The organism is Psychrilyobacter sp. (assembly GCF_049671765.1).
In the GTDB taxonomy this organism is placed as follows: domain Bacteria; phylum Fusobacteriota; class Fusobacteriia; order Fusobacteriales; family Fusobacteriaceae; genus Psychrilyobacter.
Genome location: NZ_JBATVM010000285.1, coordinates 1 through 16431, shown reverse-complemented (window position 1 = coordinate 16431; position 16431 = coordinate 1). Strand labels below are relative to the sequence as shown.

Here is a 16431-nt window from a genome sequence, read left to right as displayed (position 1 = left end):
CTACCAATACTGTTGCATCAGTTTCACCTAATTTTGCTAAAAATTTATCTTCTGCTGCAAATGTCACCTCTCCCTTCTTGGCTTGAAAAAAGGGAGCAAGTCCAGTAAGTTTCTGAACTTTATCTCCCTTAATTTTTCCACCAAGAAGAGTTGATAATTTTTCTAAATTATACATAAAACTCCTCCTAATATTATTATAATTTTATTTTTTTTGAACTCTCTAAAACTTTTAATACATCGGCAGTTATATCTTTCCCGCCGTATAATACAGCACCTTCTTCAATAACCATCTCATATTTACTTTTTCTCGCTACTTGTTTAACTGCTGATTTTATCTCAGTTTGTATAGTTCCCATCTCTTCATACTCTAATCTTCCTAATTTTGTTTGTAATGCTTGACGCTCTTTCCCAAATTCCATCTGTTGTTTTTGAAACTTGTCTTTTTCTGCAACAGTCACTTTATCACCTTTTGCATTTAATTCTTTAGCTATTTTTTCTAAGTTTTTAGCTTTAACTGCTAATTGACCTTCCAATTTTGTTTTTTCAGTTTCTAGTTTTTCTTTAGCAACTTGTGTTTTTGAGTAACCTTGAAATACTTTTTGTGTATTTACAGTGGCTATTTTCGCTGCAAAAATTGATACCGACATACTTATCGCCATTACTAATGTTAACATTTTTTTCATTATACTCACTCCCATTTATTTTTATTATATTTTTTTAAAACATTTGTCCCATGTTAAAGAAGAATTGCATTCCGTTTTCTTCTGAATCTCCTACTGGGAATCCAAAGTCAAGTCTAATTGGTCCAATTGGCGTTTTTATTCTCAGTCCAACTCCCGCAGATTGTTTCATATCATCAGGAACTTTCCCTTCAGACCTATCTACAAACTTATCAGTACTATCTCCATTATACCAAGCTCTCCCTATGTCATAGAAAAAAACTAGTCCTAAAAAATCGTTTATCTGCGTTCTATTCTCAATATTAAAAACTAATTGATCCTGTCCTCTTAACCAACCATATTTATATCCTCTCATGGAGTTTGCTCCACCAGATGCATATAATTGTTGATATTTCAATGAATCAGTCCCCATTCCTCCAACCATTCTATAAGCCATGGTATTTCCTTTGAATAGACCTTGATGATATTTTCGAAGCTCTAAAGTAGCTTTTGCAAACATCTCATCATCTCCATTTATTCCTGGATTAGTCTTATATTTGTCTCCTACTTTAGTTCCAAAATAATGGCCTAGTTCTACATTAAATTTAGCATAATTTCCAGTTGTAGGATCAAGATAATTATTTCTTGTATCATATATTACTGATGGTGTCACACTAGCATAATTATAATTCTGTGTATTCTGCCCAGTAATATCATCTTCTTCAACTCGCTCTAATTTAAGTCCTAACTCAAATCTCAGATATCTACTAAGACCTTTACCAATTGAGATTGTCCCTCCATGAATAGTACTAGAATAATGTTGATCTGTTTCACTATCTTCATCCTCTTGTCTATAAAGGTTCCATCCCCATGATACAAAGTCAGTCCCTTTTATCCATGGATCTTTAAAAGAAAGACTTACACTAGTATAATTTTCTGAAGATTTTTCAAAAGTAAATCCAAAATCTTGCCCTCTTCCTTTATAGTTAGTATCCTTTACACTGATACTTCCTACAAGTCCTACTGCTGAACCATAAGATATTGCTCCTTGAAGCATAGCTGTTCTATCTTCATCTATAAGCATTACAACCTTTACACCATCTGGATCACCTGGAATACTTTTATATTCAGGCTGAACATTTTTAAAAGCACCACTTCTCATTAGATTCCTCACAGATTGGTCATAATCTTTTTGATTAAATACCTGCCCCTCTTTTATTTCTAATTCTCTTTCAATTATAAAATTTTCCGTTTTCAAAAGAGTATCATTAGACTGTCTACGAGCACCTTTTTGTTTAGTTACCATCTTTTTATATTCAACGTTACGAATAATTCCCTCAGAAAGAGTTATTACTAACTCCATATTGTTATTGATATCTATATTTATAACTTTTGCAAGGGTATATCCATCTTCATGATATTTTTTAATAATCCTATCTTTGTCATCTCTCAGTGTATTTATACTATATATCTTTCCAGGTTCAGTTTCAATTAATTTAGTTAATTCATCTGTTGAATACTTTGTATTCCCTTCAATTTTTACACCTGTTATAACTTGGTTCTCTTCTAAATTATATTGTATTGAGACCCCTTTGCCATATTTATAAACTTCTGGGTTTACATCTCTAAAATGGCCGGTATTAACAAGGTTTCTTTGTCCTTCTAAGATCTTTGCCTTAGAAAAAAACGAACCTACTTTTACTGGTATTTGCTTTAAAATCTCTTCTCTAGATATATGTAAATTCCCAAATATATCTATTGAACTTATAATTAAAGATTTATCTACCTTCACTCTTTCTGACATTGGTAAGATGTTTTCCTTTTTTAATAGATTTGTTACATCTTTATCCTCTTTAATTTCAACAACAAGTTCTATCTTATTGTTTTCTAATTTAGGATATATAGTTATATCATCAATATAAGACAATTTTTTTATTGTTTGATAATCGACTACCATGTTATTTGTAGAGTATTTGTCACCTATTTTGGACTTTAAATTTCCTTTGATAACTTCCATTGGTACTTCCCGATTTCCTTTAATATCTATACCAGATATTTCGTAATCCAGGGAAAAACTCACCAATGAGATCAAAAGTGTTAATAAAATTATTAATTGTTTTCTCATTCTTCTCCTCCAAGTAAAAATATGTTAAGTATTATCTGCTCTAAATTTTTATATTTCTTTCTCCAACTTAGATCGACATGGTAGTTAACAAGGGTATCTCCAGTTCTTGCTCTACCTTCTGGAATTTTCCCAGCTCCTCCACCCCACGATAAATGTTTGGTTATTCTATGATCTAAAGCAAAATCATACTCAGTGACATTGTCATAATATTTAGATGCGCCCCATCTAGCTTTAGCCTTCCAATAGAGTTTATCTTTATATATTGGGTTTTCTGCACTTATAGATGCTCCCAAGCCTAAAGTCCCAGTATCCTTATAAGTTCCACCTTCATATTCATACGCTACCAAATCAGATGAAATTTGAAATTTTTCTATCTTTAATACACTGGCAATCTCTGAAGATATAGGTGAAAAAAGTTTATCACTTATCTCTCTATCCAATACATCTTTTACAACTACATTAGTATTTTTTTCATCACTTACATTATGAAAAGTCAATAACGATCCAATCTCATCTTCGTTTAATCCTGAACCTGTACTCATTTGAATCTGTAAATTTGGATATTCACCATTTATATTTATATATACATCTTCATTTGCAATTGTAGAATTTGCATTCAACACTACTATTGGATGAAAACTTACTGATTCAGATTCCGTTTTAATAAATTTTGCTGTGGCAGTACTCAAATAGAATAAATTATTATTTAATACCACAGAACCATCATCAATACTAACCATTCCATTGTAACTTATATCTTTATTTTCCAACTTTAAATTCCCATCTATATTTAAATCTCCGTCTATATTCTCAACAATAGATGTATAGACTAATTTAGAAATTTCTAATTTAATTGGATTTTCGGTTTTTAAATTTATATCTAGATCTATACTAGGACTACTACCTTCAACTGTTTTTATTTCAAAATCACTACCTAATTCTTTGGATTTTCTAATAACTTCCTTTTCCTTAATTTGAGAAGCTATCTTAGAAACCTCTGTATCTTCAATATTTGGAACTCCTAAGATTTCACCGCTATTAATTATAAAATCTCCCGTAACTTTATTTTTGGTAAAAATAGCATCTGAGCTTAACACCAAATTGATCTTGTCTTGATAGGAATAATCTATATTATCCAAAATCAAATTAAATCTATAATCTAGTTTAGAAACCTGTTTTTCTTTGTTCTCTATTCCTTCAAAATCAGGAATTTTTAGATAACCTTCCATTTTAATGTCACCATTGTTTATCTTACCCTTGAAGTAATCAATCTTCACAAGTTTTTTATCTAGAACTACTTGAGTATTTACCTTGTCTATGATAATACCATATTTTGGCATTTCACCAGAAAGATCTCTGATTTTAAATTCTCCATAATTATTTTTAGAATTTATTTCTACATCAATAGTAGCTATCCCTTTAATTTTTTCTATATATTTTGAAAAAGAAAAAATGTTTAAAAAAGAAAGATCTATTTCATTAGATTTAATATTTAAACTATAATCAAAATCTTTAAAATCAATTTTCCCTTTTGAGGTTAATTTATTTCCATGATAACTTAAAGTTAATTCTTCTAATCTTAACTCTTTTAAATCCCCATGAAAACTTGTTTTTAAGTTTTCTAGTTTATTTCCATCAATAGAAATAACTTTACTGTGGATATTTAGGTTATATTTTAATTTATCAAATGGACCATTTACACTGATAGAAGCATTTAATTTTCCATTTATATCTTTAGTCTTTGAATACTCTTTTAAGTTTTCTATTTCTAAAGTATCTTTAATTTCAAAGGAAAGTATATTTTTACTAAGATCAATCCATCCTCCCCCATTTAAGAGTTTATCACCTTTTTCAGAATAAATAGTAACGCTATTCACATCTATGTGACCACTTTTGTCTAGCTTACTTAAATCCCCTCCTTTATAAGTCGAGACCATCTTTACATTTGGCAACTTAGTTCCTCGAAGATAAACATTATCTGCGAAAGTTTTTAAAACTCCACTAATATTATCTGGTGTTCCCCACAGTACAACTTCTCCTGTAAGACGATATTTTAAATTTATATCTCCGTAGTATTCTGCCAAATTATTTTCAAGTAAATTCACCTTTAATTTAAATTCTTTAGAAGAAACATCATAATATCCGCCGATATTATTTTCACCAACTTTAAATTCATCAAGAAATATCTTTTGATTGAAAAATCGGATTCCTCCCTTTAAATACAACTTCGGTAATTTTTCATATTGAATCCAAGCATTTGTCGAATAAAGTTTAATTTTAAAATTTTCTAATTGACCTTTTAGACTTCCATCGACATCTTCTAAATTCATTTTGAACCCATACTTTTCTAATGATTTTATCTTATTTTCTCTTATTCCTCTTATTTTATAGTCAAAATCCAAGGTCTGATTAATTATATTATAGTCCCCTACAATTGTCAAAAGATTATTTCTAAGTTCTAAAACTTTAAAAACTCCATCAGAATAATTTAATCCTACTTTAAAGTCTTTAAATTTAACCTTATCATAGGATAACTCTCCTAAATAACCATCAAAATCTACGCCGAGTTTCCTTTCATGGTTAACTATTCTTAGTCTCCCACGAATATCCTTATATGACCCACCATATTTTCCACCTTTACTCTCAACATCAGAAATCATTGAAAAATTTTGTTTTACCCCGATAAAAGTACCTTGAAAATCTATTCCTGTTTCTAAGTTATCAACAGATATAAAGTTTTCTACTTTCAAATTTTTCCCTGTATAATCAAAATTATAAGAGAGATCTTCTATATCTAAATAACCATTTCCAGATAGCTGCAACTCATTATAAAATAAATTTATCTTGTTAAAATATATTTTATTACCGTTATTAGTAAAATTTAAAGACAAGGCCCTCTGTGAATCTTTTTCTTTTATCTCTACTTCTCCCTGTCCAAATAATAGATCTTTGTTGGCATAATCATAGATTACTTTAACATTATTTTTGGTAGAATAATGTTCACCTTTATATTCTATTTCTAGATCTTTAGTTCCTATACTAGAGATTCCAAAGATTTTTTTATTTAAATCTATATCCCCGCCTATTTCTAATATATCCGAGTAAAGGGTATAATCAATTTTCTCTGTATTTAGATCATATTTAAAGTTTCCATTTAATTTCTTTTGTTTTAAAGGACTTCTCTTATTTAAAATATTAAAATTTAAATCTAAAATATCTTTATCATAGGAACCATTCAGTAAAGCATACCCTTCATTCCCATTATAATCCATAAAAAATCTCAAATCTTTTAATCTTACTTGGTCTCCAGATAAAACTATACTTCCCTTTAGATCTTTTACTTGTCCCCCTTTAATATCTAACGTATTTAACCTTAAATAAGTATCTAAAGTGAGATTAAAATCATCATCAAAATTAAAATTTAATCTTAGATAAGAAACATTAAAATCTCCTAAGTCCTCTATTTTTTTCTTCAAGGTATCATCAAATAAAGTCACTTTTTTTATATCTTCTTTATTCAAATCACTAGTAGTTATATTCATCTCTACATCATCTAGGATATATTCCAAGGAAAAATCAACATTTTTATTTCCCATCTTTCCATCTAACTTTAATTTTATTCTCTCACCTAGAAAATCTACTCCTCCATGGATATCTGTTGCCACCCCTTCATAGGCAATAGTTTTAAAACTGGCCTCTGATAGATAAGCGTTTCCCCATAAACCATCACTGTCTATAGTTAGATCAAGATCTGCTTTTCCTCCTAAGTAATTTGTATATTCATCTACATAAGCGTATTGCATGAGATCTTGATCTATACTCCCATTTTTTAATTTAATGGTCATGGAATACTCTTTTTCATAATTAGTAAAGGAATAGTCCACCATCTCATCACCTTTGGTATTATAAAAATCCAAATCAATTCCATGGGTGTCATCAAAACTAACATATCCCTCTACGTTATTCACAAATTTATTTATTGGTTTTTCGTAATAATTATCTTGAAACAGTAGTTTACCATTGGTTACAGTAATAATATCTATAGGCACTCCTACTCCGGCTTTTCCAGGACTCCCTGTGGCAAAAATATCTACTATATTTACATCTCTATTTTTATCTACTGCAATATAAAGATATGGGTTTTCAGCACTGATCTCTGTAATTTTACCTCTCAGAAGATCTTTTACAGAATATCGTAAGATAAGCTTAGGAGCATATAGTACTGTAATTCCTTTGTCGTCTTTTAAAACTGCATCATTTACAACAATTAGACCAAATTCAGAAAGATCAGAGGTTGTATGAGATATATCAGCTAAAAAATATTTTAAAGTGATATCTACCATTTGATCAAAATTATTTTTAACAGTCATATATAATGGAATAGTCATTAACACTAAAATAAGCACCGAGGAAACAATGAAGCTTTTTCGGTATTTTATGATAAGTCTTTTCATAGCTCCCTCCTTGTCCCCTTCGGTTGTATCATCACACCATAGTTCCCCTGGCCTCTTGGCACTCTCTTTATAGTGGTCTTTTTAGAGGTATTCCTGCTCTTCTTGGATATTTTTTATCTGTCTCTGCCATCTTTTCTATCTCAAATACATATCTAGGGTCTTCACAAAATGGTAATTTTAATTCGTCTACTTTTACTATTTTACTATTTAATATTTCAAATGCATTTTCAGAATATTTTAATTCCTCCTGATAGTCCATCTTCTGAGCTAAAAATGTAGCTCCAACTTTCAAGAAGGGAATCATATATTCTAATATTACATTAAATTTTGATACTCCTCTACATAATCCAAGATCGTAATTTTCCCTTTTCCCTTCTAGTTTTATATAATCTTCCGCTCTCATATTAACTACTTCTACATTAGATAGGCTTAATTTTTCTGCTACCATCTCTAAAAATTTTGTTTTTTTACTCACAGAATCCATCAAAGTAAAATTTATATTAGGGTTAGCAATAGCTAATACCATCCCAGGAAATCCTGCTCCTGTTCCTATATCCATGGCTTTTTTCACGCCACAAGGTATTTTATTTTGTAGTAATAAAGAATCTAAAAAATGCTTTTCATACATAGTTTTTTCATCTCTTATAGCAGTCAAATTTGTATGTTTATTAGTTTCTAATAATAAGTTACCATACTCTAGCAGCATATCTACTGTAGTGTCATCTAACTCTAAACCTATTTTTTTTAACCCATCATAAAAAAATTCTTTCACTTATTTGTCACCTCTTATTTTTAAAACCATAAGTAATACAGATATATCTGCTGGAGATACTCCAGATATTCTAGATGCTTGTCCTATATTTAAAGGTTTTTTCTCGTTTAATTTCTCCTTAGCTTCACCTGTTATCCCACTTATTACATCATAATCAAAATCTTTAGGGATCAATCTTTCCTCTAGTGCTTTATGTTTTTCTATCATCTTTAATGATTTTTTTATATATCCATCATATTTAACTTGAACTTCTACTTGGTATTCGGTGTCTTCAGGATATTCTCCTAGTTCAAATCCATCTATAATCTCAACAATATATTTAATATCTTTATAATCTAATCTTGGTCTTTTTAATAATTCTAGTAGGGTAGTCCCCGATTTTAAATCTCCACTATCTTTTTTTATCAATACTTCTGCAATCCTTTTATTACTAGATCCTACATTTAAAGATAATTTTTCTATAATTTCTAAAACATCCTTTTTCTTCTTTTCTACTAAGTTATAAGTCACTTCATCTAGTAATCCTGCTTCATAACCTATCTTTGATAACCTAAGATCTGCATTATCTTCTCTAAGGAGAAGTCTATATTCACTTCTAGCTGTAAACATTCTATATGGCTCGTTAGTTCCCTTAGTCACCAAATCATCTACTAAAGTTCCTAAGTATGAGTCAGCTCTATCTAATATAATAGGCTCTTTCCCTTGTAATTTTCTGGCTGCATTCATCCCTGCTAAAAGACCTTGACCTGCTGCTTCTTCATACCCAGAAGTTCCGTTAATTTGTCCTGCTAAAAATAAATTTTCTATTTTTTTAGTTTCTAAACTATATTGTAGCTCTTCTGGTAACACATAGTCGTATTCTATAGCATAAGCATATCTCATGATCTTTGCATCTTCTAATCCATAGATATTTTTCACCATTTTTTCTTGAACTTCTGCAGGAAGTGAAGTTGAAAATCCACTTATATACACTTCATTAGTTCCATATCCCTCTTTTTCTAAAAACAGGTGATGTCTTTCTTTCTCTGCATATCTAAATACCTTGTCTTCGATAGAAGGACAATATCTCGGTCCTGTTCCCTCAATAGTTCCATTAAATAGAGGCGATTTAGATTTATTTTGAATTATTACATTATGTACATCTGGGTTCGTATACGTTACATAACATGGAATTTGATATCTACCCTCTACATCTTTATCTAGAGTTCTATTGGAAAATTTTAAAAGTTGCTCAACATTTCCTGGTTGTTCCTCTAACCTATCAAAATTCATACTTCTAAAATCAATTCTTGGAGGAGTTCCTGTCTTAAATCTTCCCAATTGTAATCCTGCTTTTTTTAGCGATAGTGGTAGATCATTTGACGCTAATTCTCCCATTCTTCCACCTTGAAATTTTTTGTTCCCTATATGGATAAGTCCTCTCATAAACGTTCCAGCAGCTATGATAACTGTCTTAGTTGAATAAGTTACTCCTTCTTGAGTTTTTATTCCTACAACTTTATCTCCCTCTACTACAACTTCAGTTACCATCCCTTGTATAGAGTCTAAATTTTCTGTATTCTCTATAGTTTTTTTCATTTCCATATGATAACTTTGTTTATCAGCTTGAGCACGCAAAGATCTTACGGCTGGCCCTTTTTTAGTGTTTAATACTCTTATTTGCACAAAAGTTTTATCTATATTTCTTCCCATCTCTCCACCTAGAGCATCTATCTCTTTTACCAAATGAGATTTGGCAGGCCCTCCAATAGATGGATTACATGACATTACTCCTATATTATCCAAAGTTATACTAAATATTGCTGTTTTCATTCCCATTCTTGCAGATGCTAAGGCTGCTTCACAACCTGCATGTCCTGCTCCTACTACTATTACATCAAATTCGTGCATTATTTTCTCCCTCTTTACTTTAAATTTTCTAACTCTCTAGCTGTTTTAGAATCTGTAATAACCAAAAGTGTATCGCCTTTTTCAATAACACTTGTTGCTCTAGGACTCGAATTCAACTCTCCATTACTTTTTTTTATTCCCACTATATTTATATTATATGAATCTCTTACCGCTAATTCCATTAAATTTTTACTCAAAAATGATGGAGGAGCTTTAAATTCTACTAATAAAAAATCTTTTGAAAATCTCATATGCTCCATCATATTAGGTTCCATGGCTAGCATAGCTATCCTATGTCCCATATATTCTTCTGGATATATCACCTCATCAGCACCTATTTTTTTAAGTACTTTTCCGTGACTTTTACTAACTGCCTTTGCTATAATTTTTTTAACACCTAACTCCTTTAAATTTAAAGTGGTCATGATACTTGCTTGGATATTACTTCCTATCCCTATAAAAGCTATATCAAAATTACTGGCACCTATCTCCTTTAATGCATTTTCATCAGTAGCATCTAATATCAATGCGTTATCTATCAAATTATTATTTATAGCTTCTTGTACTAGTTCTTCATCTGTATCTATTGCTAGAACCTCACTATCAGCTTCATAAAGTGTCTGTGCTATACTAGTTCCAAACCTTCCTAAGCCTATAACTAAATAGTTTTTCATTTTTCTCCCAACTCCTAGGTTTTTCTAATTTAATTTATCCAATCAATACATTTTCATGTGGATATTTATAAGACCTAACTTTAATTTTTTCACTAAATGCCAACATAAATGTAAGTGGTCCGACTCTTCCTATTAACATAGTCAAAATCAATAAGATCCTTCCGAATATATTCAAATCTGCTGTTATTCCTTGTGATACTCCTACTGTTGCAAATGCTGACATAACTTCAAATATAACCTTATCCAGAGTTAAGTTACTTATATGTACTATAGTTTTTCCTTGTAAAGACCCTTGTAAAGCAACATCTGATAGATCTTTTATAGAGGTGATCTCATTGGTCATCAATATTAAAAATACTATCACAGTAATATATATAAGGGATATTACCAAAATAGCCATTGCCCTATGTAAAATTTCCCATGGTATACGTCTATTAGATATAACAAGATCCTTTTCATTTCTTAAAATTACCATTACATAAAATATTATTATCCCAAAAGTTGTAGTTTTTAATCCTCCCCCTGTAGAACCAGGTGAAGCTCCTATAAACATCAAAATTAAAAATAAAAATAATGTTGAAGGTCTCAAATTTTCCATTGGAACTGAATTAAATCCTGCTGTTCTTGTCGTTACACTTTGAAAAAAAGAATTAGTCAATGCGTCTATTATTCCCATGTTTCCAATAGTTCCAGGGTTATTTCTCTCAAATATAAAAAATGCTATAGTCCCGCTAATCACCAAGAAAAAACTTATATAAAGAGCTAATTTTGAAGTTAGATTATATGTTTTTTTCCCAGTCTTATAGTAGCTTATAGTGGAGTTAATAACTGCAAATCCTATCCCACCTAGAGATATTAAAATTGCAATGGTCAAAGTCACTGTTTTATTACTAGAATATCCAACTATACTATTTGAAAAAAGCGAGAATCCAGCATTACAAAATGCAGATACCGAATGAAATATCCCATATACCATAGCTTTTTTCAATGGCATGGTACTTGCAAATCCAAATGTCAAAAAAATAGCCCCTATTATTTCTATCCCTATTACTATTAAAACGATTCGTCTTAAAAACTTTATTACTCCTCCAATCGTATAGCTATTAAGATCCTCCTTTAGTATTTTTCTCTCTTGATAGCTTATTTGTTTCCCTATCAAGGTAAATACTAATGTTGAAAAAGTCATTATCCCGAGCCCACCTAATTGAATCAATATCAATATTATCGTTTTTCCAAAGGGACTAAATACCAAACTTACATCAACTAATGAAAGTCCTGTAACTGAAACTGCAGATGTAGCTGTAAATAATGCAGTCAAAATACTTATCTCCTGCCCTTCTTTTACTGCAATGGGCAGTGATAAAAAAAATGTGCCTATAAATATTATAACTATAAATGACATCACTAAAATCTTAGATGGTAACATCCTTCTAAAAGATATTTTCTTCATCTTTTCCTCCTAACTATTTGTTTTAACATAATTCTTCTTTTATTTATATTTTTTTATTCTAACTAAATTATTATACCTAATTTTCCCCCTCCTTTCAAGGAATACTATTATTTAAGGTAGGTTTTTTAACTATAAGAAAAGAATCCCTTAAAAAGAGATTCTTTTAGTTAATTATTTGATATAATAGTTTTCTCTATCTTTTCGCAATATTTTCACTTATCTTCACGATCACTTCTACAGCTTTTTCCATAGATGATACCGGTATATATTCATATTGACCATGAAAATTGTGACCACCTGTAAATATATTAGGGCATGGTAGTCCCATATAAGATAGTCTAGCTCCATCTGTTCCACCTCTAACTGGTTTTATAACAGGTTCTATTCCTAACTCAATAATAGAATCACGGGCTATGTCAAATATTTCTATATGTTCCTCTATCTTTTCTTTCATATTGTAATAACTATCTGTGAGTTCTAACTCAATAGCATTATTATATTTTTTATTTAATAGTTTTACAGCCTGAGCTATAAATTCTTTTTTTTCAATAAATTTGTTCATATTATGATCTCTAATAATATAACCTAACTTTGCATTAGATATATCTCCACTCATCTCTGATAACATATAAAACCCTTCATATCCTGTAGTAAATTCAGGACGTTGATTTACCGGTAACAAATTATGTAGTTCGATCCCTACTTGAAGAGCATTAACTAACTGGTCTTTTGCTGTTCCTGGATGTACACTTCTACCATTTATTTTTATCCTAGCACTTGCAGCGTTAAAGTTTTCGTACTCTACTTCACCTAATCTACCACCGTCGATAGTATATGCAAATTCAGCTCCAAATTTTTCTACATCAAATAAATCTGCGCCATTTCCAATCTCCTCATCAGGTGTAAACCCTATTCTAATCTTTCCATGTTTTATTTCAGGATGATCCATCAAATATTCCATTGCTGTTAATATTTCAGCAATACCAGCCTTATCATCTGCACCTAAAAGAGTAGTCCCGTCAGTAGTAATAAGAGTTTCACCTATATATGAATCTAACTCCTTAAAATCATTAGGAGATAAAACTATATTTTTTTCTTCATTTAATACTATATCCCCACCTTTGTAATCTACAAATTTAGGTTTTACATCTTCCCCTGAAAATGCAGGGGCAGTATCCATATGTGCTATAAATCCAAAAGTTGGAATATCTTTATCAGTATTACTAGGTAGAGTTGCCATTACATAACCATTTTTATCTAGTGTCACCTCTTCTAATCCCATTTCAATCATCTCATCTTTTAAAAAAACAGCTAATTTTAATTGCTTTTCCGTACTAGGGCATGCTGCTGAGTTTTCATCTGACTGTGTATCAAATTTTACATAATTTATAAATCTTTCTACTAATTTTGACATCTTCTTAATCCCCCATTTTTTAGTTTTCTATATTCTAATATAGTCAGTATAAAATATACCACATTTATACGAAATTTATATTCAAATAAATAAATAAAGTAAGATTATTTCCAATTTATAACTATAAATTTGCCTTTAAATTTAATATTTTTATATCCTCTATCCAATATCTCTACAAAATCATATTTATTTAAAAAATAATCTTTATTATTAAATCTATAATTTGATCCATTTTCTATAGAAAATATAAAAGTTTTTTTATTGGTAAAAAAATCATCTTCTCCACTAATTTTATTTAAATCTACCTCTATATTTAAAGGATCCCATATCAAATTAAAATCTAAAACTTGTTTTTCGTTTTGAGAACCAATATCATCTTTTCCATCAAAGAAAAAAATATCATTTTCAGATAGATCTATTATCTCATTTTTTCTAGTGAGAGTTACTTTATTTTCAAGTATTATCAAGATCCTCTTATACCTTGAAAAATCTGAAAATTTACTAGATCCAGGTTCTATAGATGCACTAGATATCCTTATATCAAAATCTTTTATATCTCTATAAAGTTCCTTTGTAATACCTCCACTCCATCTATTTCCTATTATCTCTTCTAAGTTCTTTTTATTCATAACCATCTCCCCATCAAATCAAGTATCAGTCTATTTAAATTTTGAAATCCATATTCCTCCTAAGACTAAAAACATTCCTACTCCACCACTTACTGTTATTACTTCATTTAAAAATAATGTGCCAATTATTGCTGTTGTAGGTATTTCAACTAAACTTATGATACTAGCTTTAACTACGGGAATATAATTTATTGCTTTTAAAAACAAGAAAAATGCAATCCCTGTAGGTAAGAGTCCCAATAAAAGAGATGTAGCTATTATATTATTATTACTGTATTCCGACATTAAACTTCCAAAATCACAGAATATAAATACCACTATGGCTCCTACACCAAAAGCATACGATGTTATCACTTCACTGTCATATTGACCCTCTAATTTTTTACTAAATATTGGAAATAATCCATAGGTTATTCCTGATAAAATACCAAATCCTATCCCTACTACATCAAAATTTATTTTTTTTATATCTCCATTAACTATCACAAATAAACAACCTACTAAAGTAACAGCTAATGAAATCAAATTAAATTTTGTAAGTTTTTGCTTAAATATAAAGCTTGAAAATATCATTGTAAATAATGGACCTGTACAAACTAATAGTGTGGCAACTATAGACCCAGATATATTTACAGAACTATAATAAAATATGTTTGTGCAAGCTTGTGTAATTATACCGATAATCAATATATAAATAAACCCTTTTTTATCTATTTTCAATTTATCTTTCCCTTTTTTACATAAAAAAATAGCTGTCAATAAAAATCCAAAAAACAACCTGTTAAATGCTATCTCATACGGGGTTAATCCTAGACCGCCTAAAACTACTCCTAACCCTCCCATTGTTGCCCAAACTACACCTGCCAGTAAAGCAAAAAAACAGCCTTTTCTTTCCATGATTATCCCCTCCTTATATATACTCGAATAGTACTTTAAAGTTATAAAATAAGCAACCTATTTTTGACTTATTTTTTAGCCTTTTTTTAACCTATTTATAAGGTAAATAGCCACTATGTTTTTTCATATAATAGGAGTTGATTTAAAGTCCTTTTAAAACTTTTATTTTAGATTAAAAAACTCTTAGTTTCCCTAGCAGTATGATATATAATATCTTAAAAATATAAATATAATTTTATTTTAATAAGGCTTTTTATTACTTTTGATTTAGATGATTTAAGTTTGAATCGACTTTAAAAATCAAAATTAAAAATAAATTGTTTTTGCTTACATCCTAGCTATAACTATCTAAAATTATAAGAAATAAATTTTATTCAAATAAATTAGTAAATAAATACTCTTTGGAGTATAATCATTTTAAAAACTAGGTATTCAACAGGGAGTGAGTCATGCTAAAAGAGATCAACTTTACATTTAACAACTATATGAAAGCATTTAAATTCATAGGTCAAAATAAACTAAATAAGTTTTACCTTATCCCAGGGATTATTAACATTGTCCTCATAATTTCATTTTATTTTTTAAGTCGATTCGTAGGAGGGGCTTTAGTAGAGTTTGCAAGTAATCTTTTAGGAGGAGATCTGAATTCATTTATTCAATTTATTTTAAAATTTATTATCTATCTAACAATTTTTGCTGTCTATTATTTAATCTATAAAACTTTAATTTTAATCGTTCTTTCTCCATTTTTAAGTTATATATCTGAAAGAACTGAATCAATTATTACAGGGAAAAAATTTAATTTTAGCTGGAAGGAAAACTTGTATTTTATCAAAAGAGGAATAGTTGTGACGTTAAAATCATTTCTAAGGGAATTTGTAATGACGTGTATTATCTTACTTTTATTTTTTATCCCCCTTGTAAATACAGCTATTCCAATATTATTATTTGTAGTGCAATCATACTATATTGGGTTTTCATTTATCGACTATACTTTAGAGCGTCATGATTTTGAGACAGGAACAACTATTATACGTAAAAACTATTTATTTTTCTTGATTAATGGAGGGCTATTTACAATATTACTTTTTATTCCATTAATAGGAATATTCATAGCACCACTAGTAACGGTAGTCGCTACTACAACAGGGACATTAAAATTAATCGAGGAGAAAAAAAAGGACTGATTCGCCTTCTAAGGCTCTCAAAACACTTCACCTTGTGATTGTACCTTTGGGCTTGAAAAACAGCAAATAATAAAGCCTTGAACCCGTTGAAAACATTGGGATAGAGAAGGATAAAATGAGAAAGGCCACTAAGTGGCCTTAAAGGGGTACTCAGTAGCCTTAAAGGGGTACTCAGTAGCCTTAAAGGCCACTCAGTACCCCTTTTTTAGGTTAAAAGTAGGGTTATTCAAAAGGATAGAAAACATAGGGATATAAAAAGGCACATTGGGATTAATTCCTA

General features: G+C 29.8%; 11 protein-coding genes. 1 reads left to right on the top strand and 10 read right to left on the bottom strand.

From position 1 onward, the window contains the following. Positions 1 to 194 precede the first annotated feature (194 nt). The 10 genes from WBG30_RS13485 to WBG30_RS13440 all read right to left on the bottom strand — a co-directional run bounded on the left by WBG30_RS13485 (position 195) and on the right by WBG30_RS13440 (position 14964). The gene (locus WBG30_RS13485) at positions 195 to 683 is read right to left on the bottom strand and encodes an OmpH family outer membrane protein (RefSeq protein ID WP_424505176.1); all 489 of its coding nucleotides are present in this window, start codon (positions 681 to 683) and stop codon (positions 195 to 197) included. Positions 684 to 717: 34 nt separating this feature from the next. Beyond that, a complete protein-coding gene (locus tag WBG30_RS13480; protein ID WP_424505175.1) occupies positions 718 to 2784 on the bottom strand; it encodes a BamA/OMP85 family outer membrane protein in 2067 nt (688 codons plus the stop codon). After that, positions 2781 to 7238 carry a hypothetical protein gene (locus WBG30_RS13475; RefSeq protein ID WP_424505174.1) on the bottom strand — a complete coding sequence of 1486 codons (4458 nt, stop codon included), beginning with the start codon at positions 7236 to 7238 and terminating at the stop codon, positions 2781 to 2783. The genes WBG30_RS13480 and WBG30_RS13475 overlap by 4 nt, the downstream gene beginning before the upstream one ends. A gap of 67 nt (positions 7239 to 7305) precedes the next feature. Beyond that, a complete protein-coding gene (gene rsmG / locus WBG30_RS13470; protein ID WP_424505173.1) occupies positions 7306 to 8010 on the bottom strand; it encodes a 16S rRNA (guanine(527)-N(7))-methyltransferase RsmG in 705 nt (234 codons plus the stop codon). Further along, positions 8011 to 9900: a tRNA uridine-5-carboxymethylaminomethyl(34) synthesis enzyme MnmG gene (gene mnmG / locus WBG30_RS13465; RefSeq protein ID WP_424505172.1), complete on the bottom strand. Its 1890-nt coding sequence runs from the start codon at positions 9898 to 9900 to the stop codon at positions 8011 to 8013. Positions 9901 to 9914: 14 nt separating this feature from the next. Beyond that, positions 9915 to 10574 carry a potassium channel family protein gene (locus tag WBG30_RS13460; protein ID WP_424505171.1) on the bottom strand — a complete coding sequence of 220 codons (660 nt, stop codon included), beginning with the start codon at positions 10572 to 10574 and terminating at the stop codon, positions 9915 to 9917. Between the two features lie 34 nt (positions 10575 to 10608). Next, the gene (locus WBG30_RS13455; RefSeq protein WP_424505170.1) at positions 10609 to 12024 is read right to left on the bottom strand and encodes a TrkH family potassium uptake protein; all 1416 of its coding nucleotides are present in this window, start codon (positions 12022 to 12024) and stop codon (positions 10609 to 10611) included. A gap of 193 nt (positions 12025 to 12217) precedes the next feature. Continuing rightward, the gene (gene pepT / locus WBG30_RS13450; protein WP_424505169.1) at positions 12218 to 13438 is read right to left on the bottom strand and encodes a peptidase T; all 1221 of its coding nucleotides are present in this window, start codon (positions 13436 to 13438) and stop codon (positions 12218 to 12220) included. Positions 13439 to 13542: 104 nt separating this feature from the next. Beyond that, positions 13543 to 14067, bottom strand: coding sequence for a HutD family protein (locus tag WBG30_RS13445; protein ID WP_424505168.1), 525 nt, complete (start codon positions 14065 to 14067; stop codon positions 13543 to 13545). Positions 14068 to 14097: 30 nt separating this feature from the next. After that, positions 14098 to 14964 (bottom strand): DMT family transporter, encoded by an 867-nt coding sequence (locus WBG30_RS13440; RefSeq protein ID WP_424505167.1) that lies wholly within the window; start codon positions 14962 to 14964, stop codon positions 14098 to 14100. 449 nt (positions 14965 to 15413) lie between these two features. Between WBG30_RS13440 and WBG30_RS13435 the strand changes: the two genes are divergently transcribed. Beyond that, positions 15414 to 16151, top strand: coding sequence for an EI24 domain-containing protein (locus tag WBG30_RS13435; RefSeq protein WP_424505166.1), 738 nt, complete (start codon positions 15414 to 15416; stop codon positions 16149 to 16151). Positions 16152 to 16431 lie beyond the last annotated feature (280 nt).